Source organism: Flammeovirga pacifica, from assembly GCF_000807855.2.
Classification (GTDB): Bacteria; Bacteroidota; Bacteroidia; order Cytophagales; family Flammeovirgaceae; genus Flammeovirga; species Flammeovirga pacifica.
This window is the reverse complement of the sequence record NZ_JRYR02000001.1, coordinates 188,870-213,857: the sequence shown is the minus strand read 5'-3', so window position 1 is coordinate 213,857 and position 24,988 is coordinate 188,870. Positions and strand designations below refer to the sequence as shown.

At 32.4% G+C, this 24,988-nt stretch carries 20 protein-coding genes; 16 read left to right on the top strand and 4 right to left on the bottom strand.

Features of this window, described 5'->3' with window-relative positions; all coding sequences use genetic code 11:
- Positions 1 to 54: 54 nt before the first annotated feature.
- Complete coding sequence (nuoH, locus tag NH26_RS00865) at positions 55 to 1,137, bottom strand: NADH-quinone oxidoreductase subunit NuoH (RefSeq protein WP_044224374.1); 1,083 nt, start codon at positions 1,135 to 1,137, stop codon at positions 55 to 57.
- A gap of 258 nt (positions 1,138 to 1,395) precedes the next feature.
- Between nuoH and NH26_RS00860 the strand changes: the two genes are divergently transcribed.
- Together NH26_RS00860 and ispF are read left to right on the top strand one after the other, a co-directional pair.
- Positions 1,396 to 3,918 (top strand): DUF5686 and carboxypeptidase-like regulatory domain-containing protein, encoded by a 2,523-nt coding sequence (locus NH26_RS00860; protein ID WP_158021857.1) that lies wholly within the window; start codon positions 1,396 to 1,398, stop codon positions 3,916 to 3,918.
- A gap of 60 nt (positions 3,919 to 3,978) precedes the next feature.
- Positions 3,979 to 4,458, top strand: coding sequence for a 2-C-methyl-D-erythritol 2,4-cyclodiphosphate synthase (gene ispF, locus NH26_RS00855; RefSeq protein WP_044224380.1), 480 nt, complete (start codon positions 3,979 to 3,981; stop codon positions 4,456 to 4,458).
- Positions 4,459 to 4,530: 72 nt separating this feature from the next.
- Here the strand turns inward: ispF and NH26_RS00850 are convergent, their stop codons facing one another.
- Positions 4,531 to 6,345 (bottom strand): MutS-related protein, encoded by a 1,815-nt coding sequence (locus NH26_RS00850; RefSeq protein WP_044224383.1) that lies wholly within the window; start codon positions 6,343 to 6,345, stop codon positions 4,531 to 4,533.
- 328 nt (positions 6,346 to 6,673) lie between these two features.
- Between NH26_RS00850 and NH26_RS00845 the strand changes: the two genes are divergently transcribed.
- From NH26_RS00845 to NH26_RS00790, 12 genes are all read left to right on the top strand, one after another.
- The gene (locus tag NH26_RS00845) at positions 6,674 to 7,036 is read left to right on the top strand and encodes a hypothetical protein (protein WP_158021856.1); all 363 of its coding nucleotides are present in this window, start codon (positions 6,674 to 6,676) and stop codon (positions 7,034 to 7,036) included.
- Between the two features lie 71 nt (positions 7,037 to 7,107).
- Positions 7,108 to 8,427, top strand: coding sequence for a hypothetical protein (locus NH26_RS00840; RefSeq protein WP_044224388.1), 1,320 nt, complete (start codon positions 7,108 to 7,110; stop codon positions 8,425 to 8,427).
- A 152-nt stretch (positions 8,428 to 8,579) separates the two neighbouring features.
- The gene (locus tag NH26_RS00835) at positions 8,580 to 9,650 is read left to right on the top strand and encodes a BamA/TamA family outer membrane protein (protein ID WP_044224391.1); all 1,071 of its coding nucleotides are present in this window, start codon (positions 8,580 to 8,582) and stop codon (positions 9,648 to 9,650) included.
- 80 nt (positions 9,651 to 9,730) lie between these two features.
- The gene (locus tag NH26_RS00830) at positions 9,731 to 10,201 is read left to right on the top strand and encodes a hypothetical protein (protein WP_044224392.1); all 471 of its coding nucleotides are present in this window, start codon (positions 9,731 to 9,733) and stop codon (positions 10,199 to 10,201) included.
- Positions 10,202 to 10,694: 493 nt separating this feature from the next.
- The gene (locus NH26_RS00825; RefSeq protein WP_044224397.1) at positions 10,695 to 11,114 is read left to right on the top strand and encodes a hypothetical protein; all 420 of its coding nucleotides are present in this window, start codon (positions 10,695 to 10,697) and stop codon (positions 11,112 to 11,114) included.
- Positions 11,104 to 12,093 (top strand): biotin synthase BioB, encoded by a 990-nt coding sequence (gene bioB / locus NH26_RS00820; RefSeq protein ID WP_044224399.1) that lies wholly within the window; start codon positions 11,104 to 11,106, stop codon positions 12,091 to 12,093. Before NH26_RS00825 ends, bioB begins: the two co-directional genes overlap by 11 nt.
- Before the next feature lies 1 nt (position 12,094).
- Positions 12,095 to 13,282: an aminotransferase class I/II-fold pyridoxal phosphate-dependent enzyme gene (locus NH26_RS00815; RefSeq protein WP_044224402.1), complete on the top strand. Its 1,188-nt coding sequence runs from the start codon at positions 12,095 to 12,097 to the stop codon at positions 13,280 to 13,282.
- Entirely contained in the window at positions 13,263 to 13,925 is a 663-nt protein-coding gene (locus NH26_RS00810) for a pimeloyl-ACP methyl esterase BioG family protein (protein WP_044224405.1), read from the top strand. The genes NH26_RS00815 and NH26_RS00810 overlap by 20 nt, the downstream gene beginning before the upstream one ends.
- Positions 13,922 to 14,674: a malonyl-ACP O-methyltransferase BioC gene (gene bioC, locus NH26_RS00805; RefSeq protein WP_044224408.1), complete on the top strand. Its 753-nt coding sequence runs from the start codon at positions 13,922 to 13,924 to the stop codon at positions 14,672 to 14,674. Before NH26_RS00810 ends, bioC begins: the two co-directional genes overlap by 4 nt.
- A gap of 2 nt (positions 14,675 to 14,676) precedes the next feature.
- A complete protein-coding gene (gene bioD, locus NH26_RS00800) occupies positions 14,677 to 15,306 on the top strand; it encodes a dethiobiotin synthase (RefSeq protein ID WP_044224411.1) in 630 nt (209 codons plus the stop codon).
- A complete protein-coding gene (bioA, locus tag NH26_RS00795; RefSeq protein WP_044224414.1) occupies positions 15,299 to 16,621 on the top strand; it encodes an adenosylmethionine--8-amino-7-oxononanoate transaminase in 1,323 nt (440 codons plus the stop codon). Before bioD ends, bioA begins: the two co-directional genes overlap by 8 nt.
- A 485-nt stretch (positions 16,622 to 17,106) precedes the next feature.
- Positions 17,107 to 18,309, top strand: coding sequence for a BamA/TamA family outer membrane protein (locus NH26_RS00790; protein ID WP_044224417.1), 1,203 nt, complete (start codon positions 17,107 to 17,109; stop codon positions 18,307 to 18,309).
- A 95-nt stretch (positions 18,310 to 18,404) separates the two neighbouring features.
- On the opposite strand, the gene cysQ is transcribed toward NH26_RS00790, so the two are convergent.
- Positions 18,405 to 19,163 carry a 3'(2'),5'-bisphosphate nucleotidase CysQ gene (gene cysQ, locus NH26_RS00785; RefSeq protein ID WP_044224419.1) on the bottom strand — a complete coding sequence of 253 codons (759 nt, stop codon included), beginning with the start codon at positions 19,161 to 19,163 and terminating at the stop codon, positions 18,405 to 18,407.
- Positions 19,164 to 19,212: 49 nt separating this feature from the next.
- Complete coding sequence (locus tag NH26_RS00780; RefSeq protein ID WP_044224422.1) at positions 19,213 to 20,115, bottom strand: bestrophin family protein; 903 nt, start codon at positions 20,113 to 20,115, stop codon at positions 19,213 to 19,215.
- 632 nt (positions 20,116 to 20,747) lie between these two features.
- On the opposite strand from NH26_RS00780, the gene NH26_RS00775 reads away from it, so the two are divergent.
- Positions 20,748 to 22,562, top strand: coding sequence for a hypothetical protein (locus NH26_RS00775; RefSeq protein WP_044224425.1), 1,815 nt, complete (start codon positions 20,748 to 20,750; stop codon positions 22,560 to 22,562).
- 248 nt (positions 22,563 to 22,810) lie between these two features.
- Positions 22,811 to 24,931 (top strand): hypothetical protein, encoded by a 2,121-nt coding sequence (locus NH26_RS00770; RefSeq protein WP_139262774.1) that lies wholly within the window; start codon positions 22,811 to 22,813, stop codon positions 24,929 to 24,931.
- The last annotated feature ends 57 nt before the right edge of the window (positions 24,932 to 24,988 follow it).

The window sequence follows — 24,988 nt, the reverse complement described above, 5'->3', positions numbered from 1 at the left end:
ATTAATAATCAAACAGAATTTATTTTTCTAATAAATCACTTTACTCTTAAAATCCTAAATCATTAACAGTCTCCAAACTCCTGTAATGAACACTAATACTAAAGCTATTGGTGTAAGGTATTTCCAACATAAAGTCATCAATTGATCTACTCTTAATCTAGGGTAAGACCATCTAATCCACATTTGTATAAATATTAATAGAAGAGCTTTACTCATAAGCCACACAAATCCCCAAATAAAACCTGACATCTCTCCCATTGTTCCTGTAGTCCAGTCTGCCAATTGCAAACTTCCTATATTAATAAATGGAGTGTTCCAAGAACCTAGAAATAAAACTACAGCAAAGACACTTCCTAATAACATTACCCCATATTCAGCTAACATCATAAACGCAAAACGCATTCCTGAGTATTCTGTGTGATACCCGGCGATTAATTCTGTTTCTGCTTCAGGTAAATCAAATGGTGCTCTGTTTGCCTCTGCTAGAGATGAAATAAAGAATATCACAAAAGCTATCAATAAAAATGGGTTTCTAATAATATTCCAATTAAGTAACCCACCCATTCCTGTTATATCAATACCTAGAGCTTTCAATCCAAAAAGATAATTGGTATCAGGAGAAAATACGCCTTGCTGTAGCGAAATAATTTCAGTATTTAACGACTGAGCCGTCATGACAACACATAATACAGACAATCCCATAGGTACTTCATAAGATACCATTTGAGAAGCTGATCTCATGGCACCAAATAAAGCATATTTATTATTTGAACTCCAACCAGCTGCAATAATACCCAATACTTCTAATGATAAAATCGCTAGAATGTAAAAAACACCAACCATAGACTGAGAACCATATATATCATTGGTAAATGGCAATACAGCAAACCCAGCAAATACAGGCATAAAGATGACTATTGGAGCCACTTTAAATATTGGTTTATCGACTGCTTTTGGAATAATATCTTCTTTTACTAAAAGCTTCAGAATATCGGCTGTTGTTTGTAATAAACCTTTAGGTCCTACATTTACAGGCCCTATTCTATCCTGCATCCAAGCAGAAACTTTTCGCTCTACATAAATACCTAAAATGGCAAAAACTAAAAGAAACGGAAGATAGAAAACAAGTGCTAGCATAGTTGGTACTTGGCGTAAAAAAATTATTAGCCTGCAAGTTAGTCAAATGAGTAAGATTTTGTTAAGGATATGGGAGTATTTTCAATCAAATTGCAATTAATTGGCATAAAAAATATGTTTATCATATTAAAACAAGATACATAAATGTAAATATTAGTTAAAAACACATTTTTTTCATAATTTGTTCCAATCATTCATTATTTCACTTTTTATACATTAATGAGTCACATCTTTAAGAAGCAACTCATACCATTTTTTTTGACTTGTTTATCTTTATTTTCTGCTTCAACATTTGCACAAATCACCATTAAAGGTCAGGTGATTGAGCAAGGAAGCGATCTTCCTGTACCTTTTGCAAGTGTATATATTGAAGGGACTACAACCGGTACTTTAACTAGTAACAATGGGTATTTTTCGATTACAATAGACGATTATAATGGTAAAACTATTGTAGCTAAATTCACTGGTTATGAACACACTACTAAAAAACTCACCAAAGCAAACTTTAATAAGAAACTGATTCTAAAACTGAAAGAAAGTTCTACTCAACTTGATGAAGTTGTGATCAAATCCAAGAAATGGGAAAATCCAGCTTGGGCTATACTTCGAAGTATTCAAAAAAATAAAAATGACAACAATATCAGAGATTTAAAGTCTTATGAATATGACAGTTATACTAAATCTGATATTTGGGTAGGAAATGTAAATGAGAACTTTAAAAATAAAAAAGTGGTCTCAGACATTCTTGACTCTTTTGAAAATTTTGAACCTATCCTTGATGCTAACGGACAACCTGTGATCCCTATTTTTAGCTCAGAGGTAATATCAAAAATATATTATATAAAAAATCCTGATGCAAAGACAGAAGTAATCGAAAAATCAAGAATTAGAAGTGTTGGACCTGATGATAGTGAAATGATTTCTCAAATGGTCGGTTCATCATTTATTGATTTTAATATCTATCAAAACTCTTTTAATTTCTTAGCCAAACAATTTATTTCACCGATAACATCTGAATGGCGAAATTATTATGACTATACTCTTCAACCCAAAAAAGTAAATATAGATGGCATTGACTGTCATAAAATAGACTTTGAACCAAGAAGGGAGGAAGATCTCGCTTTTACGGGTACAATGTATATTGCTGATTCTGCCAATCATTTTGCTTTAATTAAATGGGATGCGAAATTAAATAAAGAAGCTAATATCAACTTTGTTGATTCAGTACATTTAAATCAGGTCTATACTCCAATACAAAAAAGTGATGGTAAAACAGGTTGGTTACCGAAAAAACAAGACTTCATAATTAGTATTGGTAAAATTGCTGACAAATGGGCGAAGGTGAAATTGAATATCAAAATTCACAATAATAACTTTATTATTGACCAGCCTAAACCCCGAAATTTTTACGATCAACCTGTGCAAATGGATAGTGATGCACTAATTGATGTAAATGATGAAAAATTTTGGACAGAGCAAAGACCTACACAACTTACTGATAAAGAACAGCAAGTTTTTAGTATGATCGACTCTGCTGAAGCAACACCGAGAGTGAAATTAATTGCATCCGTTGGTGATATGGTAACTAGTGGACATAAAAGGTTTGGCCCTATAGAACTCGGCCCTATCCCATTTTTGTATGCCAATAATAGTGTTGAGGAACATCGTTTTCAATTAGGTTTTCAAACCAATAACCAATTCTCTAAAAAATGGTCTTTTAATGGATTTGCCGCTTATGGCACAAAAGACAAAGAATGGAAATACGGCGGTCAAGCTAGATACATTATTAATAGAAAACATTGGTCTTTAATTGGGGCTTCCTATTATAATGATCTTAGAAGGGTAAGTGTAAACCAAGCAAATTTTAATAGTAGACCATTATTTCTTGCAGCCTTAAGATGGGGTGACATGCGCTATCCTTACATGGAAAAGAATGCTGCAGTTTGGTACGAAAAAGATATTACGAGAGGATTTAATGTCTTAACAAAAATCTCTCACAGGATATTAGATCCTTTATTTCCTTACAAACAAGATGGTGATTTTGAAAACAACGAACCTACTTATGATCGCTTAGTAGGTACCGAAGTTTATGTTAAGATGACTTATGGCTTAGGCCACAGATATGTCACTAACAGAGCTAACTATAGAAAATTAGTTGCTCAAGATAATCGCCCTAGAATCTCATTAGATTACACTGCTGGCATCCCTAATGTTCTTGGAAGTAACTATTCCTATCAACAAGTTCGTGTAGGTTTAGATCAAAAAGCACAAATAGGTAAGTTTGGCACCTCAACATATGTATTACAAGGAGGTTTAATTTTTACTGAGGCACCTTTCCCATTTTTAGCCATGCCTTTTGGTAATAACGTACCTTTATTATATAATAGATACGCTTTTAACTTAATGGATCTTGGTGAATTTGTAGGCGATAAATGGACCTCTCTTCAAATGATTCATCGTTTTGATGGTAACGTTCTCAATAGAATTCCATTAATCAAAAAGCTGGGATGGAGAATGGTCGGAATCTGTAACATCATGTATGGTGATTTGAGTAATAAAAATGCTAATCAAGCTGCTAGACCTCAATTACTGGAAGGAGAACAATATGACCCTAACCGAGAAGCAAAAGCACTTGATCCAAGCCTTCCTTATGTAGAAGTTGGTACTGGAGTAGAAAATATCTTTAAATTCTTAAGGGTTTACACCATTTGGAGAACTACATACCATACCCCTACCTCAAATAACTTCGGTGTTTATTTTGCCTTTGGTTTATCTTTCTAAAATCCATTTTTATTCAACATATTTCATTTGCATATCTATATTTGTAGAAAAATAAATAATATGAAAATAAGAGTAGGACAAGGTTACGATGTACACCGACAAGGTGAAGGAGAAGAATTATGGTTAGGCGGAATTCAATTTGATCATACTCATGGCCTGATTGGTCATTCCGATGCTGATGTTCTAATTCATGCTATTTGTGATGCTATTTTAGGCGCAGCAAACATGCGAGACATTGGCTATCACTTTGCTGACACAGATCCTCAATACAAAGGCATTGATAGTAAAATTCTATTGGCAGACGTCATGAAAATAGTACGTGATGCAGGATGGGAATTAGGAAATGTTGACTGTACTATTGTTGCTGAAAGGCCAAAAATCAATCCTCATATTCCAAATATGAAAGAATGCTTAGCAAAAGTCATGAATGTAGATGTTGAAGATATATCACTAAAAGCGACTACATCAGAGAAAATGGGCTTTGTAGGTAGAGAAGAAGGGATGGCTGTTCATGCTGTTGCTCTAATTACAAAAGCATAATCAAATTATAATAAAAAGGCTGTTGATTCTCTTTTGAAGTAAATCAACAGCCTTTTCTTATTTTAAAGTTGATTAAGTATTTAAACCTAACTCCTTCATTAACAAGGATGCATTAAACTTTTTACATACTCCATCTTTCAGTTTGTAATCAAATTCAAACCCTCCTTGATGATAATCAAAATCAAAATGGTAATTATTTGCTATTTCCTGATTAGAATTTTCAAATTCTGATAACTGAAGATCATGTGTAGCGACTAAAATAAATGCTTCTTGATTTTCTTTTAGCTTTTCTAACAAAGCAAATGACCCTTTTAATTTATCAACAGAGTTTGTTCCTCTCAGCATCTCATCAACCAGAAATAAGTATCTCTTATTAGAATTTATAGCTTCAACAATCAATTTAATTCTTTCTAATTCTGCTTTAAAAGTAGATTCACTTAATCTCAAATTATCCGATATCCTCATAGAGGTAATCAGTTTAACAGGATTTCCTACTTCAAATTTTGTTGCACAAACAACACTACCTGCATAAGCTAAAACCAAATTAATGCCTAATACTCTCAAAAAAGTACTTTTTCCAGACATATTAGATCCTGTAATAATACTTACCCTGTTGTTTTTAGATAAAACATAAGAATTTACAACTCCACCGTCTTCACTACCACTTAATCCTTTAAAGATAAGTGGGTGTCCAATGTTTTCTCCATCAACAACCACTTCTTTATTATCGGTATAATTGGCTTCCACCCATTCAGGATAATTCTTTTGAAGAATCGCTAAACTATTTAACGCTTCTAATTGTCCTATTACATCATATAGATTATTGAAAAGTTGTGGGTTTTCTTGAAACCACTTTCTGATCTTTTTAACTAGTCGTATATCAAATGGAAAAATAGCATATAGAACAATTAACCCTGCCATATTCTTTCTAATATCCAACTGTTGTATCATCGTTGACAACTCTTTAATTGGCTTGGTAAAAGCTTTTCCATCACCAATTTTCAAGACTTCTCTCTTTAATAATTCTGATGTAAAATGTTCCTCACCGATTAAAGACGTTACTTTAGATAATTTCTCTAAGGTAATTGCACTATTGTTTAACAGATGCATAAATGCAGATACTCCTTTACCTACCTTATTCATCACTACAAAATTAGCCACAATAAGAACCACACTTAGTTGACCTACCCATTCTTGAGATGAAAACAAACCATAAAGCACAGCTAACCATCCAAAAGGAACTAAATAAGAGTAGACTAGATATAGTTTTTCTTTATTCAAGTAAAAATTTTCAAGGCTTTTACTTTCAATATGTTTAAACCCCTGATCTTTATCATTTCCATAAAGAAGATACTGAAATTGAGAAGAGAATTTTTTATTTTCACTTAACTCTTGAATAGCACTTCTTCTTTCTTTTATTTCTTTATAATTGATATCTGATATTTCATTAAAATAGGAAGCAAGCTTAGAACGCCCCATACTTGTTCTTGCTCTATTGATAAAATGATACAGACTATATTCTCCAAAAATATCTAGGTCATTAGCAAAATGATGGTTGGCTGAAATAAACTCTTCCCCATTATCATACATATTGACTTCACCCCTAAGCGTTTTTTCCTCATTTTCTGTCAACAAGTATTTCGTTTTCCATTCTTGTAGATTATCAATCACTTTATGATGAATTCTTACCACCACCACAAAAACTGATATAAAGAAAAGAATAGTTACCCAAAGGAAATTTGGAAGAAAGTTATAGGTGATAACAGACAGTATGATTGTCACTATTACAAGAATCAATCTTAAAAATGATAATGAATTAGATTTTTTTTCCAGACGATTTATTTCTTTTTGAAGTTCAATTAAATCATTCTGATAACTACTTGACATATGTAATAAATTTAGGTAATCAATGATGTTGTAAATATATAATTATAAATTCATTGATCATACATTGATTAGAATACAAAAAACATAACCTATACATTCTATATGTTTCAACGACTTTTATAATTCTTAAATCAATACAGTGTAATATCCTATGTAGTTAAATACCTGATAATATTCTACTATTAAGATCTAAAAACATTTTTCACATTTTTTATTACCAAAGTATCTAAGGGAAATCCTTTTCTTTGCAATTAGTAATCTACTATACCTTTTTATACTTTTGAGAATACAGTTATCATATCAAAAAATAGCTCACTCACTCTTTACTGTGTGGGTTGCTCTCCACACATTGAATTATAGTGTGGATATTGATGCTGTACTTGTCTCTCAAGCGAATTACAATCCACAATATCTTATTGAGCAAGAAGACAAAATTGAAAGTTTTGTTGAATTTTTTGCACGAATTATTTTTGAGGATAACTTCGATGACTTTGAAGACAACCCATTTTCTCACAACGAACAAAAAAGCTTTTCTCCAATTGTATGTTTAGTATACCCATCAATACCACAAGTAATTGATGACGTAATCGAGCTAAAAACAAAAACAGACCAACAGCATTTCTACTTAGGTCGAAATTATCCGACACCCATAAAAAGTATTGTTCCTCCCCCTCCTCGACGTATGTGCTAATATTTAGCGACAGAATTTCTGTACGCATTTATTTAAGAGAATCAATTTCTTAATGCACAAACGTAGAATTAATGAAAAAAACATATTTATTCATTTTTCTTGTCTTTCCATTTTTTCTAAGTAATGAAATCATTGCTCAAGAATCTATTGAGGAAGAAGAAAAACACGAAACAAAATTTAAACAACAGCCTGGTCTTGCAAAGGCCGCTTCTAAAGTTTTCTTTTCAGAAAAGCCATGGAGTGTATCTGGTTTTGGAGAGATTTCTATGGTAAATAGAAACGATATACCAGTTGGCATGGAAGACGACATTGAACTGTCTTACAACAACCTATATAGATTTTCAACCTTCTTTGGATACAGATTTACAGATAAAATTATCTGGAATTCAGAGGTCATGGTAGAATACCTTCAAGACCCCAATGGTAACGATCATTTTGAGTTAATACTTGAAGCATTTATGGATTTTTCTATCCATAAATCTTTTAATGTTAGGACTGGCTTATATCCTTTAAGCTTGGGCTATATCAATAACAATGATGAACCTGTCATGTTTGGTTCTGTCAATAGATCAGATGTAGAGCGTATCATTATTCCATCAACTTGGATGGGTATGGGAGTTAGTTTCTATGGGATCATTTCTCCTAGTGTAAATTATACTTTAGGATTTGCACAAGGTTTAGATGGAAGTGCTTTCCGTAGTGGTACTTTTATTCGTTCAGGAAGAGAACCAAGGTTTGATAGCAATGCATTCACTACTTATTCGGTCAATCCCCAAATAAATTTTGTAGGATTAAAAGACTGGACTTTTAGTGGATCTGCCTACATAGGTCAAGCCGGAAATAATCAAGAAATAATTTCTGATAATGGTACACGAAGAGCAGATGCAGTAGTCCAACTGTATTCTGCATATGCAAAATACACAAAGAAAAATTGGGAATTTATGGCGCTTGCCACCACTGGCTACATGTCTAATACAAAAGATATTTTTGATATGACAGCACAAGCTAACGGTGGAATTGGAGAAGTCATGGCCAATCAAAATATCGGTTATTTGGTAGAAGGTAGCTTTGATCTTTTATCACTGTTTCAAAACCGAAAATTCCTACGTAAGAAGAGCTTTATTATTGACCCACATGAGGTTAAAGTACCCTTCTTCGTAAGATACGAGTACATAGATACTCATAAAAATTACAACAAGAATTTAATAGCTGAATCAAATGCCAATATGGTACACTTCAATTCAGACATTATTACAATTGGTGTAAACTTTAAACCTAGGGAAGAAATTGCATTAAAAGTCGATTATCAGTTTAGAAATAATCGTGCAACTGGCCCCTATGCCGCTAAAGAAGACAATTTGCTAGAATTTGGCATTGGCTTCATATTTTGATCTTTAACAACTTATATAAAACTAAAAACCAATGATCAAACCTCTATACCTTGTGTAGAGGTTTTTTTTATCATTAATATTTCATTCATTCAATTCTCTCTTCAATACAATTTTTGTACCTTCGATATACATTACATTCAATCTGATTTTTTATGAATAAATATCTTTCCTTTTTACTACTCATTATTATTTCTTCTACTTCTCTATTTTCACAATCTTTTGATACTGGTGGATCTGCTGGAGAACGTAGTGATAAAAAATTTCAATTCATGCCTATCCCTTATATCAATTATGATAGAACTTTAGGACTTTCAATGGGAGCATTACCTATGGGCATGTATAATCTAAGTGAAAAAGATACTATATCACCTTCTTCTGTTTCAGGAGTTTTAGGTATGTATACTACCAACGAATCTTGGTTTACTTTAGGTTTTTCAAAATTCTACTTCAACGAAGATAAATATAGGGTAACCGTTGCTGCTGGTACAGGTAATTTTAATTATCAAACTTTTGTAGGCATGCCAATTAATGGCTTTATTAAATATAAGACAGGAGTTAATTTTATCATCGGAGAGATACAAAGAAAAGTCATTAATCACCTTTATTTAGGGGTGAATTATATGTATACAGACTTTGAGAATAAATTCGATTCTGGAAGTGACACTACCTTTGTGGCTCAATTAAATACTTTAGGCTTTGTTGTTTCTTATGATCATAGAGATGATGTTTATTATCCTACAAAAGGACAGATTGGAAACGTAAATATCGATTTCAACCCAAAGTTTCTCGGAAATGAACAGACAAATACTAAAATCACTTTAGATTTTAATAAATTCTTCCCTTTTAAAGAGGGTCGAGATGTTCTTGCTACTAGAGCATATATTGGTTTCGGTGTTGGAGACTTAACTTTTAATCAGCAATTTATTGTTGGTGAATCTGACATACGTGGATATACACAAGCTAAATATAGAGGTAATGCAATGTATAACCTTCAAGCAGAATACCGTTGGAACTTTCATAAAAAAATGGCCATCAATTTCTTTGGTGGACTTGCTACTGTTTCTGGAGCCAACGAATCTTCTCAAAATGGGATTTTACTTCCTGGAGCTGGTGTAGGATACCGCTACAATGTGTTTCCTAAAAATCATATGAACGTAGGATTAGATGCCGCTGTAGGAAGAGATGATTGGGGGATATATTTTAGAATTGGTGAAGCTTTCTAATTATCAAACTTTTAAAATAATTCTTACGTTATATTTACACTGTGGTGTAATTATCGTAAATTAATCAAAAAGAAAATATTATGTTTGATACTTTTGATTTACAATCTTTATTTTTTGGCTTACTAGCTGGTCTAGGGGTTGCTTTATTTATCCAAATCAAATCATGGGTAAAATTAGGAAGTCAAAAAAAAGAAATTAAACGTTTAAAATCTCATTTGCATGATAAAATGGAGATTGATGCTGAAGCTATAAATAATAAAAAAGGTGAAATTGAACGCTTAAAAAGAGAAAATGAGAACCTCCGAGTCACTAATAAAGCATTAATGAACAAACCTGGCCGTCAAGAAATGATGACATATCATGCCTTTCAACTCGCTATCGATAAATTAAACAGTAACATGATGGGCTTTGGCCCTGCTTGGCAAGATGCATTTAAAGATGCAAAAGAGGAAGTAAAAAGTATTGAAGAAGGAGATCAATCCTTCATGAAAAAGGTTTTACCAAAAGGATTATTTGGAGGTAACACTTATGAATTAGATGAAGGAGAATAGCATACTTTTTAAATAATTATTCTTAATAAAACTTCACATTTTTGCGAATATAAATTCATTAACAACCATCTTTTGAAACTACCTATAGTTCTAATTAAATTGTTTGTATAGACTTAAATTAACTATATAATTCTATTAATTAAACTATTAACCTTATGAATGCATACAGGTGGTTTCTTGTTATTTTAACCCTAATTGTCGGTCTAGGCAACCTTTTCTTCATTGACTTTGAAGACACTAGCCTTATGAATAATTTATTTGAATATGTTTTTATGTTCTTAATGTTTGGCATGTCTATTTTTCTAATTGGACATCATTTTACGTCGAAACAAAACAGAACTATCAACTAGTATTCCCATAGATAACCCTTATCAAGTCTTAAGAAAAATACCCCCTACTACTGCTTACTCATCTATAAAAGATGATTAAAAACACTTTTCTTGTCAAAAAAGTATGTTTACTTTGCCATTGGAATAATTATTAAATTTTACCTATGGCAATTTTTAAACGATGGTCACGTAAGGGCTTTGCAATATTTAATTCACTGAAAAGTGAAATCAAAATTGCTGTGCTTAATGTGAACATGCACCAAAATGCTCCGGTATTAAGAGTCGAAACTTCTGTTGTTAATTATCTATTTGATCAAGATGATGATGATAAAGAAAGTAACGAAGACTTTGACCTCTTAACTACAATGGTAGCAATCCATAGCTTAGATGAAGTTGGCAGTAGTGATTTTACACTAGTATTTGATTTATTTAAAGACACTCTTTGCTCAACGATTTTCAATCTTTCTAAGCTAACTAGATTTCCAATCCCCCAATTTTCTCGAATTATTTTAAACGATATCCCTTATCGAATGGGATCATTGTGTCTTTTTCATAAATCAAAAAAATACTATTATGCAGACTGAAATACGCAACAATTGGACAAAAGAAGAAGTGGCAGAAATTTACAATATGCCACTAATGGAGTTGATGTACAAAGCATCAGTTATCCATAAAGAATTTCAAAAAACAGGTGAAGTTCAAGTTTGTACTCTCCTTTCAGTTAAAACAGGTGGTTGTAAAGAAGACTGTAGTTATTGTTCACAATCTGCACGATACAGCACTCATGTCAAGCCTCATAAATTAATGCAAAAAGACGAGGTTATCGAAAAAGCAAAACAAGCCAAAGACAATGGCTCTACTCGTTTTTGTATGGGAGCTGCTTGGAGAGAAGCAAGAAGCAACAAAGATTTCGATAATGTATTAGGCATGGTATCAGAAATCAATGATATGGGAATGGAAGTCTGTGCTACTCTTGGTATGTTAGATGAAAATCAAGCAGATCAATTAAAAAAAGCAGGATTATATGCCTACAATCATAACCTTGATACAAGTAGAGAATACTATGATAAGGTAATCACGACAAGAACATTTGATGACCGTTTAGAAACTATTGCTAATGTTCAAAAAGCCAAAATCTCAGTATGTTCTGGTGGTATTATTGGGTTAGGAGAAAAAGATAATGATAGAATAGCGATGCTGTATACACTATCTACATTACCTACTCATCCAGAATCAGTACCTGTAAACGCTCTTGTTCCTGTTGAAGGTACTCCGATGGAAGGAAACAAAATGGTTTCAACATGGGAAATGATTCGTATGATTGCCACGGCGAGAATATTAATGCCTAAAGCTATGGTTAGATTATCTGCAGGTAGAACCGAAATGTCTACAGAAGCACAAGCATTATGCTTTATGGCTGGAGCCAATTCTATCTTTGCTGGTGATGAGTTATTAACCACTCCAAACCCAGAAGAAGACGCAGACAAACAGATGTTTAACCTACTAGGTTTAACTCCAAGAGCCTCATTTAAAGAGGAAATAGAAGCAACACCAACTATATAATATGCAACATCTTGATAAAGAATTGTCTATTCTTCAAGATGAGCATCAGTTCAGATCTTTAAAAGACTCTAACCGTTTTGATGATGCTAAAATTATTAGGGATCAACAGAACATGACTTCTTTTATTTCTAACGATTACTTAGGTATCGCTTCAAATGAAAGTTTCAAAAAAGAGTTTTTAAATGAAATAGACAATCAAACGAGTATCAATTTTGGAAGTGCTTCTTCTAGATTGCTCGAAGGAAATCATCAGATTTTTAATACACTAGAAGAAAAAGTAGCCTCCTCTTATCAAAAAGGAGGCTGCTTATACATGAATAGTGGTTGGCATGCCAACACAGGTATCCTTAGTTGTTTACCTCAGAAAGGTGATTTGATACTTTCCGACAAACTTAATCATGCTAGTATTGTAGATGGAATACGTCTATCCTCTGCACATTTTGAACGATTTCGTCATAAAGATTATCAGCATCTAACCGATATTTTAAATAAGAAAAGAAAAGACTTTAGACAAGTCTACATCATTTCTGAGTCATTATTTTCTATGGATGGAGATTTTGCTGAGTTATCAAAATTAGCAGATATTAAAAATCAATTTGATAGCTACTTAATTATTGATGAAGCACATAGTGTTGGGGCTTATGGCAACAATGGTTTAGGATGCGTAGCTTCTTCTGGTTTACTCAATGAGGTTGATATTTTGGTTTTACCTTGTGGTAAAGCTTTAGGTGGCGTTGGTGCATTTGTAGTTAGTAGTCAGGTGGTTAAACACTATCTTATAAATAAATGCAGATCATTTATTTTCACTACTGCTTTGCCTACAATAAATGCAGCTTGGATGAATTTTGTATGGGATAAACTTCCTGATATGTATTCGAGCAGGGATAAACTCCAAGAAAATATCAATTACTATAATCAATTGATGCAAGGATTTGGTCATCAAGTGGTATCTGATAGTTACATACAACCCATTCATGTGGGAAGCAATGAATCCACAATTCAACTTTCCAATCATTTAGAAGATCATCAACTTGTTTGTAGCCCTATTCGCTATCCAACAGTACCTAAAAATAAGAGTAGGCTAAGGATATCGTTAACGAGTATGCATTCAAAAAGTCAGATCCTGCAGCTTTGTAAGGAAGTTACTCATCAATTAAAACACACAAATCATGAAATATCAATGGCTTAATAAAGGGAATAATACCCAATTGGTTTTATTCTTTAGTGGTTGGGGGCAAACAGCTTCATATTTCAAAAATTATCCATTTTCTCCTGATGAAGATGTTCTCATGATCTATCATTATTCTCATTTAGATTTTGAGAAGATAAATCAAGAAGTACTTCATTATGAAAAAGTACATTGTATTGCTTGGTCTTTTGGTGTTTTAGTAGCTGCGCATTTTTTAGATCAAAATACAATTAATGGCGATAGAATAGGTATAAATGGTACGCTCTCACCGGTTGATGCAGAATTAGGGATACCTCCAGCAATTTTCAATGGTACTCTAAATGGATTATCAGAAATTAATTGGAAAAAGTTTGTGTTTAGAATCTTTGATCAAAGAAATGAAGCTCAAGAATTTTTATCACAATCTGATAGGACTATAGATAATCTTAAAGTAGAGTTATCCTTTTTAGGTTCTATAGAACCCTTTAAAGACAACAGCATTTTTCATTCCGTTTTTGTCAGTAAAAACGATAGGATTTTCCCTGTTAAAAATCAATTAAGAGCTTGGGAAAATAGTACTATCGAAGTGATAGATACCGGACATTTCCCTTTTCATCGAAAAGAATTTTTAACCAGTTTCCAACCAACAAGTATTGACTTATGATTCCTTTAGATAAAGTAAAAGTACAGCAACGGTTTGGGAAAAATGCAGGTAATTACCAACAAGAAGCTGCTGTTCAAAAAATGATTTGTGAAGAATTATATCAGGAAATTCTTTTAGTTAACCAGCATTTTGAAAATAGTTTTGAAATAGGGTGTGGATGTGGATTCTTAACAGAACAACTAGAAAAACACATCGCTCACAAAAACACGGTAAATGATCTACATAAAAATTGTACTTATCATTTACTTGATGATTACCCTCAATTATCTTTTTTAGAAGGTGATGCAGAAAAAATCATGTTTCCTGAAAATAATGATTTAGTCGTATCTTCTTCTGCTTTTCAATGGATGGAAAATCTTAACGGATTGATCAAAAAAATCAATCATTCTTTATCTATGGATGGTCTTTTTGCATTTAGCACATTTGGTAAGAAAAACTATCAGCAAATAAAAAAGATAACGGGAAGTGGCTTACTTTATCATGATTTGAACCATTGGATAACTCTTTTAGAAGATAATAATTTTGAGGTCATAAAATCATGGGAATGGACTAAAGATTTATGGTTTAATTCGGCTACTGATGTTCTAAAACACATCAAAAAAACCGGGGTGAACGGTATGCAACAAACCAAAGAAGTGTGGAACAAAAAAAGATTAGCAGCTTTTAATGTTTCCTACAATCACTTTAGTGAAAATAATCAGGTACCTCTCACCTATCATCCTTTATTTATCATTGCAAAAAAGAAATAAAAATGGAAATATTTATTACAGCCATTGGGACAGATAGTGGTAAATCTATTGTATCATCCATTCTCACTGAAGCATTGGATGCCGACTATTGGAAACCAGTTCAAGCAGGCTATCCTACAGATACAGATACTGTACACAGTTTATTATATACTCCAAAAGAAAAACTACCTGAAGCGTATTTATTAGAGCACCCTATGTCGCCACACGCGGCGGCCGCTTTAGAAAATAGAGTAATTCAGTTAGAAGATATTCAACTTCCAAAATATACAAAAGAACATCTTGTGGTAGAAGGTGCAGGAGGTATAATGGTGCCTTTAAATGATGAAAATATGGTGATTGACATTCCTCAAAAACTTGGATTGGGAGTTGTATTAGTCAGTAATATTTATTTGGGGAATATCAATCATACTTTATTATCAATTAATGAATTGAAAAGAAGAGGTCTACCTTTAGTGGGGATTGTGTTCAATGGTGATAATAATGAAGCTACTAAAAGCATCATTTTAAAACATGCTAATTGTCCCGAGTTATTCCATCTCCCTACTTTAGAAAAAGTCGATAAAGAAAGTATTTATGCTTTCGCAAATCAATTAAAAGAAAATCTTAGAACTAAACTTTTTCAAAATGCATAAGTCGCTTCAAGAAAGAGATCAAGAACATATTTGGCATCCTTTTACTGCACAAACACTTACACCTCCCCCTCTGCCAGTGAAGTCTGCAAAAGGTTCTATTCTAACCTTAGAAGATGGATCTGAAATAATTGATGCTATTGCTTCTTGGTGGGTGAATATACATGGGCATGGGAACGAAGAGTTAGCCGAAGTGATCAAAAACCAAGCATTAAGTTTAGATCATATAATTTTTGCTGGCTTTACACATGAACCTGCCATCAAATTTACAGAGAAGTTACAACCCCTATTACCAGGTAAGCTCAATCGGTTTTTCTTTTCTGATAATGGAAGCACTGCTACCGAAGTTGCCCTCAAAATGGCGATACAATATTATTGGAATAAGGGTGATAATAAAAGAAAGAAAGTAATTGCTTTTGAAGGTGCTTACCATGGTGATACTTTTGGAGCACTTTCCATGGCTGCCAGAACTCCTTTTTCTGCACCATTCGATGACTATCTTTTTGATGTAGAGTATTTGCCTTTTCCGACTGAGGAAAATAAAGACGCTGTAATAGCACTTATGCAAACCTATTGTTCTTCTGAAGAAGCATGTGCATTTATTTTTGAACCATTGGTACAAGGCGCTAGTGGTATGCGAATGTATTCAGCAGAATTACTAGATCAGTTCATCGGTATTGCACAGTCCTATGGAACATTATGTATTGCAGATGAAGTGATGACAGGTTTTTTTAGAACAGGTCGATTGTTTGCCACACATCATCTTAAAAATAATGCACCTGATATTATGTGTTGTTCTAAAGCACTTACTGCTGGAATACTTCCAATGGGATTAACTATATGCTCAGAAGAAGTTTACAGTGCCTATTTAGTAGACGACATGATGAAAACATTCTTTCATGGACATTCATTTACAGGAAATCCCATCACTTGTGCAGTAGCTTTAAAAAGTTTAGAAATGTTGATGAGTGAGACTAGACAAAGGCAGATAAAGTGGCTTTGTCATCAGCAAGATCAGTTTCATGAAAAAATCAAAGAGTTACCCTATTTTAAAAACGTTCGAAGAACAGGAACTATCCTAGCCTTTGAATATGATAATGAAAACGAAACCTCCTATTTCAATTCAATAAGAAATGAATTATACCAATGGGCTTTATCTAATAACATATTATTAAGGCCTCTTGGAAACACCCTTTATATACTATCTAATTATACAATAACAGAGGTGGAATTAGATAAAGTACACCATTTAATTTATGACTTAGGTAGCCTTGGTTTAAAAAAATGTATAGAACAATCAAAATCACTTTTAGTATAAAAAAAGAAGCAATTCAGTAATTAATTATATTTTTTCTTTGATAAGTTAATTTTATTTCATTTATTGTTAACGAAAACAGCAATAAGAAATAGTTTTTGGGTTATTAAAGGAAAAGAAAAGTCCATCATTTTATGATGGACTTTTTTATTTTATCTTATTTCTTTCAGATCCATAATCATCATCTTTGAAATTCAAATTAAACATTTTTGATCGCAACCGGTTTCGACGATAAAAATCAAAATATAAAACGTATTTTTTACAATAAATGTTGCAAAAGTGAAATTAATTCTTCAAATTGATCAACGAAAACAGCAATAAGAAATAGTTTTTGGGTTATTAAAGGAAATAGAAAAGGCCATCATTATATGATGGCCTTTTTTTATTATGATAATTAATAATGAAAAAGATAGATCAATAAAATTCTTTCACTAATTTCGTTTATTCATCACAGAAAAAATGGATGAATTTAAGTTAATTACATTTTTATGAGCCTTCATCAAATAAGAAAAACTTTATTTTTAGTTGTCTTGTTAACTATTAGTGTGCAGTTTACATACGCACAAAACACTAATGTTCAGCAAGACTCTACTACTCAGGAAACAGAGAAAAATGAGAAACCAGAGAAAATAAGAAAAAACTTACGTTTTAGTATTTTAGGAGGACCAGGATATACTCCAGATTACGGTTTCCTTATCGGAGTAAGTATGTTGTTTACTTTTAAAATAGACACAGTTGATCCAAATTTAAACCGTTCTGTTGTTCCTATTTCTTTGGCTTGGCTATCTTCTGGTGGTTTTAATGTTATAGCTAAACCACAATTATTTTTTAAAAATGATAAGATCAGATACTTTGGGCAATTACAATATCGAAATAATTATGACAACTATTACGGCGTAGGTTTCAACACAAATCAGAATACAGTAAGGAGTGATACTACAACTCAGTTTTTTCAAAACTCCATTGTTAATTTTGGTTCTGTCCTATTTAGACTAGGTGACTCCGATTTTTTCTTAGGCCCATCCTTTGAGGTAACTTATAGAAATCTTAGTGAAATATCTCCAGTAATGGCGATTGATCCAACTTATATAGAACAGGGTGGAAAACCCGACGGAACAGACTTTTTTAATATAGGTTTAGGTTTTGAAGTTTCTTATGACACCCGAGATATTCCAGCGAATGCATGGGAAGGGATATATTTTGATTTAACTGCTCGATACTATGATACATGGTTAGGTTCAGATACCCAATGGGGATTCATGAGTGCAGAATATCGTCAGTATAAATTGTTACCATTTTTAGGAAAAAGAAGAGTATTAGCATGGACTGCTAAAGTTCGATCTTCTTATGGAGATGTTCCTTTTACTGATATGTCTTTAATTGGATCTCCATTTGATTTAAGAGGATACTATTTAGGGCAATACAGAGACAAGACTTCTGCTTTTACAATGGCTGAATATAGACATATGTTTAATTCTAAATCAAAGTTAGTTTCTAAGCTTGGTTTTGCTGCTTGGGGTGGTGTAGGAATGGTTGGACCAGACTTATGGAATCCTGGTGGTATACTTCCTAACTTTGGTGCAGGTTTAAGAGTGGAAGTACAACCTAGAATGAATTTTAGAGTTGATTTTGGTAGAGATCCATTAGCAGGTCAAAACTTGGTTTATTTCAATATGACGGAGGCCTTTTAACAACGACCATCCCTATTGAAAATCGCAGAAAAATATTTTCATAAAAAAACCACTTTCAAAAGAATTGAAAGTGGTTTTTTTATATGTTGGTAAACTTATTTCCCTAATACTAAGAAACTGCCGTTTAGAAGATTTTCTTTATTGTAAGTAAACTCTTCTTCTTCTGTGCTTCCAACATACACTTTTCCACCTGCAGCTTCAACAACAGCTTGACCAGCAGCTGTATCCCACTCCATTGTTGGTCCGTGACGGTAATATAGATCTGCTTTACCCTCTGCTACCATACAGAATTTTAAAGAAGACCCTACAGATATTGCTTCTGTAGCTGCATAGTGTGAAATAACTTCTTCCTCAGCAGGGTTAGCGTGAGATTTTGAGCGTACAGCTACTCTGTTTCCTTCTTTCCACTGCACTGTTATAGGATCTAGAATCCCTGCTTCTCCTTTTTTAGCACCTTCTCCAACTACACCAATATAAATCATATCTTTAACAGGAACGTAAATAACACCCATTACAGGTTTTTTATCCTTTATTAGAGCGATGTTCACTGTAAATTCTCCATTTCTATTGATAAACTCTTTAGTACCATCTAAAGGATCTACACACCAATATGTATCCCAATCTTTTCTTTCCGAGTATTCAATTGATGTACCCTCTTCAGATAAAATTGGAAAATCAAAGGCAGTTAATCCTTTCATGATCACTTCATGTGATGCTTTATCAGCTAAAGTTAAAGGAGAGTTATCTTCTTTAATCTCTACGCCTAAATCTTCTTGATTATAAATTTCCATTATTGCATGTCCTGCTTCAATAGCAATTTGCATACAATCTTGAGATAATTTTTCTAAGTCCATTTGTTTTTGATTATGTCTTTAATACAAATATATAAAAAGAAATAAACCTCTACATCAAAACATAAGGTCTTTCAGGTTTCCAAGGTTGAGGTAAATCTTTATACTTTATTTCTTCTTTAATATTAATTTCTATTGTTCTAGATAATGTAAGCATTGGAGTATCTGAAGAAGAGTTTTCAAAAGGATCTTGTAGATACGTTGCAATTCTTTCGATAATAAGAAAAGCAAGAGCAAGAGTAACAGATGTTATTAATAATACAGCTCCATTTGTTTCTACCAATCCATAGGGTACAGAAAAGATGAAACAGTAAATCAAGATTTCTAATAATAATGTATACATACTCGGAAATACTGTATTTTTAATACGCTCACACTTCCCCATTGCATCTGTTAATTTACACAAGGTAGTATCCAATTGCACCATCTGATAAGAATCGATATAACCCATTTTAAACATATGCTTTAATAAATGAGCCTGAGAATACAATAAAGCATTGGGCACGTTTTTACTTTTACGAAGCATTGAGATTTCATCTTTCTTTAACAATGGGCCGGCATCTGCTGTGGGATCTTGTTTTCTTAAATGCCTTGCTAAAGCATAACACCATGCTGATTGTCTAAGTGACATTTCGATAAGTAATTCTTTTGCTACAGGGTCTTTTGGTAAATAGGTTACTAATTGTCTTACCCAACTTCTTGAATCATTAACAATAGCACCCCAAACCATTCTTGCCTCCCACCATCTTTGGTAAGAAGAATTTGTTCTAAAAGCAAGAAGTAAGGAAATGGCAGTACCTGGCACAGTAATGATACTTAATGGTAAACTTAACTGACTTAAAAGATGCTCATCGTCAAGGATAGATAAAAACAGTAAATAGATAACAATTAGTAAAATAGAAAACCATAGATCTTTAAACAGCATCTTCCATGGAATGTATAATCTAGTAACCATATAACAATGTAAATTAAGTTTTGGGTATATTAAAAATAAACATGATTGATCATTTATCAAATTAAAGTCATAGTAGCCCATATAAAAAAGTTCCTATTCTAGGTATATTTCTACGTACACATAAAAAAAATTCTATATTATTTTTTAAATTGGTTAATGATATATTATATTAGCTATATATTAAAAATTACCTTAGAAAATTCTTTACCACATTTTATAAATTAATAACCACAAAACAATCCGATCTTATCGCAAATCCCCCATATTATGGTTATAATACGCATTATAAAAATGTGGTATTTTAAAAATATTATTAGTAGTTAGTTTATCAAAAAATGAAAGGCTATCTCAATTTGGGATAGCTTTTTTATGTTTATATATCTCATAATTCAAACTTTATACCAAAAAAAACATCTCTTATATAAAACCATGAAATGATTCAATATCAATCAACTATTCTTTAATTTTGATAGATATTTTATTAAATATTTGTAATTAACATTAATCTAATGTTCTTTTGTGAAAATTATTTAACAAATAAATTTTACCCCAAATTGGATATCCAATTTTTAAATTGTTAAAACACAAATACTTTTTTCTTTACTAAATACTATTCAAAGTTATTTCTTATTATGAACAAGCTAACTACCATAACGGTATTATTCACTCTTCTTGTAGGCTGTTTTTCATGCCATAACAAAATAGAAGATCTAAAAGTATCTTCTGCGGAAGTGGAAGATTCAAACAAAAGAATGCCTTTTAATCAAAAGGTCTTTATATTAAACTCAGCAGGTAATAATTCTACGATCTACCAAGTAGAATATGATTTCCAAGGTCTAATTGGAAATGCTAAGCTTACAAAGCTAAATACATCAGAAGCCTTACCTAAAGGTGGACATATGTGTGTATCTCCAGACAATCGTTTCTTAACAGTTGTGGTTGCAAGACAAAATAAAATATTTTTAGTAGAGATAAACACTGGAGAAGTTCGTTCTGCAACTTTAATGGCGTACAACCCAAATAAAGTTTCAATAGAAACCGTGAAAAGCAATCCTTCTAGCTATTTGATTAGTAACCTTAAAAATAGTAAAGGTAGAAAAATTGGCGGCATTACTCAGGTAGATATTGATCAAGATGGCTATCTTTTCATCGCTGGGAAAGCAGGTTTCTTTAGAGTTGTAGCTGACAGAGGCAATGGTATTCAAGACCCAAGAAATGTGGGTTATAAAAAAGATATCTGGTCTGAAATATGGGAACAACAAGACGAAGATTACCTAAAGAAAAATAATATTGATACTGATAAATATGGAACTAATTGGGTACATGCGATCCATTACTCTTTTGCTGGAGGTGTTAGTGTTGAATCATCAGAAGATGGTGAAGAAAATTACTTCGAATTAGATCAAAAATTTAATCCTAAGAAAGTAAGATTCAAAGGTGGAGATATTCTTTTCACTCAAAACAGTAAAGAAACTGATGGGTTTGAAAGCCAACGCTTAATATCTTTCTCACAATGGAAAGGTGGAACTGCTATTTATTTAGACTTACATTGGGATTACGAAAACGAGCAAATTTCATTTAATGCTGGTAAAGTTTTCGGTGGTTTAAATACACCAAAAAATGGTGAAATTGGTAGAAACGCAGGTAAAGTAACAGGTGCTGCTTTAACTGGCGATAACATGGTACTTACATCACATCATAAAAGTGAATACTTACAGTTAAGAACATTAGATGGTGAGATCATCGCCTCTAATATTTTAATGGAATTAAGTGAAGGTGGTACTCTATTTCACAATTGGGGCGATATGGCATCAACACAAGCATTTGATGTAAACTCTGAAAATGATGATCAACTTTCGAATAAAGAAATTGATGGTGAATATTATGAAGATTGGTATAGAGGTGACTTTGACGGTCATCAATATGCAGAAATAAAATTATACCGTCCTGGTATGGGTGCTGATCAGTATGACGTTTTGGATTTATCAGATGACAACCATAATGTATCAAAAGAATCTAGAAGAAACTCAGCAAATGCTGACATTGCAGACTATAGCAAGAATGGTAGCAAGTTTGTATCACTAGGTGGAAACAGTGGTTACGCTATCTTTAGATTGCCACAACCTGTTACTGTAACTTCTAGTACTACACTTCAAGTGGTAGAAACTTCTTGGTACAAATCTTCTGGTTACACTACAATCGAAGATGCTTTTAAGGCATACCCTGAGAAAGCAACAGTGAAAGTATTAACAAATAATACTGCTAGATATTTCAGCGAAAAATTATTAAACGAAACTTGGACAGAAGTGGGTAAAGCTTCTATTGCCAACAATGAATATCATTTAAGTGATTTAGAAGGTTCTACAATTCAATGGATTTTGATTGAAGATACTGACTCTAAAACACCAGATGGCTTTGACATCAACTTCGTATCTGTTTTTGAATAACAAAATTGTACAATAACAGATTCATGGGCTACCCTCTTGGGGTAGCCTTTTTTTTAATCAAATTTACCATCCCCCTTTTTAGGTATTTTCCTTCCAAAACAAAACAAATTCTGTGTATCTCATTGTTTTTCAACAACTTCTCCCTAATTTAACATCAACTCAAAAACTATAATACAGCTCTACTAAATTTAAAAATTTATAAGCTACTCTTTACTCAAATAAATAACCTACATTCTCTTTTCTTTACCATGAATAAATTCTCTGCAATAATATTTCTGATTATTGTAGGACTGATGTTGGGATGTAATGAAAAACATGATGAACCCAACCTCATGAATCCTATTAATAAAGATCCTAAAGGCCTCAAAATGCCCTTTGATCAACGTATCTTTCTTTTAGGGGAGTATAATGATAGGAGTGAACTTTTTGCTGTTCACTTTGATATCAAAAAGCTAGCGAATAAAATTCAACTTGAATCTATTCAATTACTATTGGATAATAAAACATTTCATTTTTCGAATGGAGCTAAAATCTGTATCGATAAATCAAATAACTATCTCACTGTTTTTGTACCAAAGGAATCGAAAATTTATTTCATTGATATAGAAAACCCAATTTCTAAAAACACCTATAATGTACAACCTGTACCTCTTTTTTTAAATGATCAAGAGAAGAATCAAAATATACTATTCAATGAACATGTATCTCAAATAGACGTCAATCATGAAGGTCAGTTAATACTAACTGGGAAAAGTGGATGTTATAAAGTTAGAAATGCAAAGAATGATGTTCAAAAAGATAATATCTGGTTAAAAGGGATAGAGGAGTTAGACGCAACACAATATGAACTCTCAGAAAATGATAATAGTCAAGCTAAACTCACTAGTGGGAATCTAGTATATATTCCAAAAACAAAATCTATATTTCTACTCAATCAGAAGTATAATAATGTTGAAAAACTTCACATCGATTGGGACCATCAATATCAAAAGGTGCGCTTATTGTCAGAAGAATCTTTTGAATTGAGAAAGAGAAATAAGTTAAGCCCACTATCAGGTGCTACTTTTATTGACAATCAATACATCTTAGCTTCTTACAGTGAAGAAAACCACCTGTATTTATGGGATTTAAAAGGTCATCTCAAAGCAAGTCCTACCCTCTTTATTAATAAGGGATTACCTTCTGAGAAAATAATAAAATGGAATGACATCGCTTCTACTCAAATACATGACCTAAGTAATATTAATTCAGAATTATACACTGAAGTTACTCAACGAGAAATTAGAGGTGATTGGATTGATTTAAGAAATCAATCTAGCAATTACGCAAGTATTATATATTTCAAACCAGCTATTGAAAAACACGAACTTATCAACTACCAACCTACTGAAGATGATGTAAGCATTGATGACAGATTTAATAACAACAATATTGATATTATAGATTTTAGAGGAAGTATTGAAAAGCCTCAAAAATTCACTAACCTATCGGGCGGTGTTGCTATCTTAAAATTCGACAGTGAAATAACGCATAGTAATACGATCCAAATTATGGAAACCTCTTGGGATTTGAAAAGAGAATATTCAAATATAAAAGACGCTCAATCAAATGGATGGTTTGAAAAGGCACAAGCTTTTATTCTGATAGGCAAACATGCACATGATGAGACATTAACAAGAGAACTAATTGATAACGGACATTGGATCCCTTTAAATAAAGCACATAAATATTACTCAAAAGGAATTGGGTATGCAGTGAATAATAATAATTTATTTGATTTATCTAAGTTGAATGATTTTAAAGGCAAATCTTCAAGATGGATTAAAATAGTAGATGCAACTGACTTAAACTCTCCTGCTGGGAAAAATGGTGGGTTCGATCTTAATTTTGTAGCTGCTCATACTACTTCAGACTGCACCTGTTCTAATCAATTTTTATCCTATAATTTACATGAAAATGGAGTGCGTATTTTTTGGGATAAACACATAGAAAATGAAATTAAAGGGTTTGAGTTCTGGATTGAAGATGTCAAAAAAGAAGCCACGGTAAGTTATAGAAGAGACAAAGATCATGATGGAATGTTGGATCTTCTTGATGAACGTACAAAAGCATGGGAAGGTGCTTTATACAAAGGAGGACGTGTCGTAGTTTCTTTTGATAAAAAAAACATATCAAAGAATGGTTTTTATACCTCTTCAGCTTTAAGTAAAAATCTAAACTATATCGATATACCTTTTGAGCACACCTCAGAACATGGTTATCGCAAAGTTTACTCAAAAACAATCTGTAGTTTTTGGTTTACAGGAGGAAGTGACTATTCCTCAAACACTGTAAAAGACATCAACTATAATTTTAATTTATCAAAATGAAAACTTTTAAAAAATATATAGATTATTAGTAGTTAGTTTATCAAAAAAGAAGAACAA

Bases quoted from the DNA above. Each gene is read 5' to 3' on its own strand.
- nuoH (WP_044224374.1), bottom strand. From the start codon at position 1,137: ATGCTAGCACTTGTTTTCTATCTTCCGTTTCTTTTAGTTTTTGCCATT.
- cysQ (WP_044224419.1), bottom strand. From the start codon at position 19,163: ATGGACTTAGAAAAATTATCTCAAGATTGTATGCAAATTGCTATTGAA.
- NH26_RS00775 (WP_044224425.1), top strand. From the start codon at position 20,748: ATGAACAAGCTAACTACCATAACGGTATTATTCACTCTTCTTGTAGGC.
- NH26_RS00835 (WP_044224391.1), top strand. From the start codon at position 8,580: ATGAATAAATATCTTTCCTTTTTACTACTCATTATTATTTCTTCTACT.
- NH26_RS00825 (WP_044224397.1), top strand. From the start codon at position 10,695: ATGGCAATTTTTAAACGATGGTCACGTAAGGGCTTTGCAATATTTAAT.
- ispF (WP_044224380.1), top strand. From the start codon at position 3,979: ATGAAAATAAGAGTAGGACAAGGTTACGATGTACACCGACAAGGTGAA.
- NH26_RS00810 (WP_044224405.1), top strand. From the start codon at position 13,263: ATGAAATATCAATGGCTTAATAAAGGGAATAATACCCAATTGGTTTTA.
- NH26_RS00770 (WP_139262774.1), top strand. From the start codon at position 22,811: ATGAATAAATTCTCTGCAATAATATTTCTGATTATTGTAGGACTGATG.
- bioD (WP_044224411.1), top strand. From the start codon at position 14,677: ATGGAAATATTTATTACAGCCATTGGGACAGATAGTGGTAAATCTATT.
- bioB (WP_044224399.1), top strand. From the start codon at position 11,104: ATGCAGACTGAAATACGCAACAATTGGACAAAAGAAGAAGTGGCAGAA.
- NH26_RS00790 (WP_044224417.1), top strand. From the start codon at position 17,107: ATGAGCCTTCATCAAATAAGAAAAACTTTATTTTTAGTTGTCTTGTTA.
- NH26_RS00830 (WP_044224392.1), top strand. From the start codon at position 9,731: ATGTTTGATACTTTTGATTTACAATCTTTATTTTTTGGCTTACTAGCT.
- bioA (WP_044224414.1), top strand. From the start codon at position 15,299: ATGCATAAGTCGCTTCAAGAAAGAGATCAAGAACATATTTGGCATCCT.
- NH26_RS00815 (WP_044224402.1), top strand. From the start codon at position 12,095: ATGCAACATCTTGATAAAGAATTGTCTATTCTTCAAGATGAGCATCAG.
- NH26_RS00840 (WP_044224388.1), top strand. From the start codon at position 7,108: ATGAAAAAAACATATTTATTCATTTTTCTTGTCTTTCCATTTTTTCTA.
- bioC (WP_044224408.1), top strand. From the start codon at position 13,922: ATGATTCCTTTAGATAAAGTAAAAGTACAGCAACGGTTTGGGAAAAAT.
- NH26_RS00780 (WP_044224422.1), bottom strand. From the start codon at position 20,115: ATGGTTACTAGATTATACATTCCATGGAAGATGCTGTTTAAAGATCTA.
- NH26_RS00850 (WP_044224383.1), bottom strand. From the start codon at position 6,345: ATGTCAAGTAGTTATCAGAATGATTTAATTGAACTTCAAAAAGAAATA.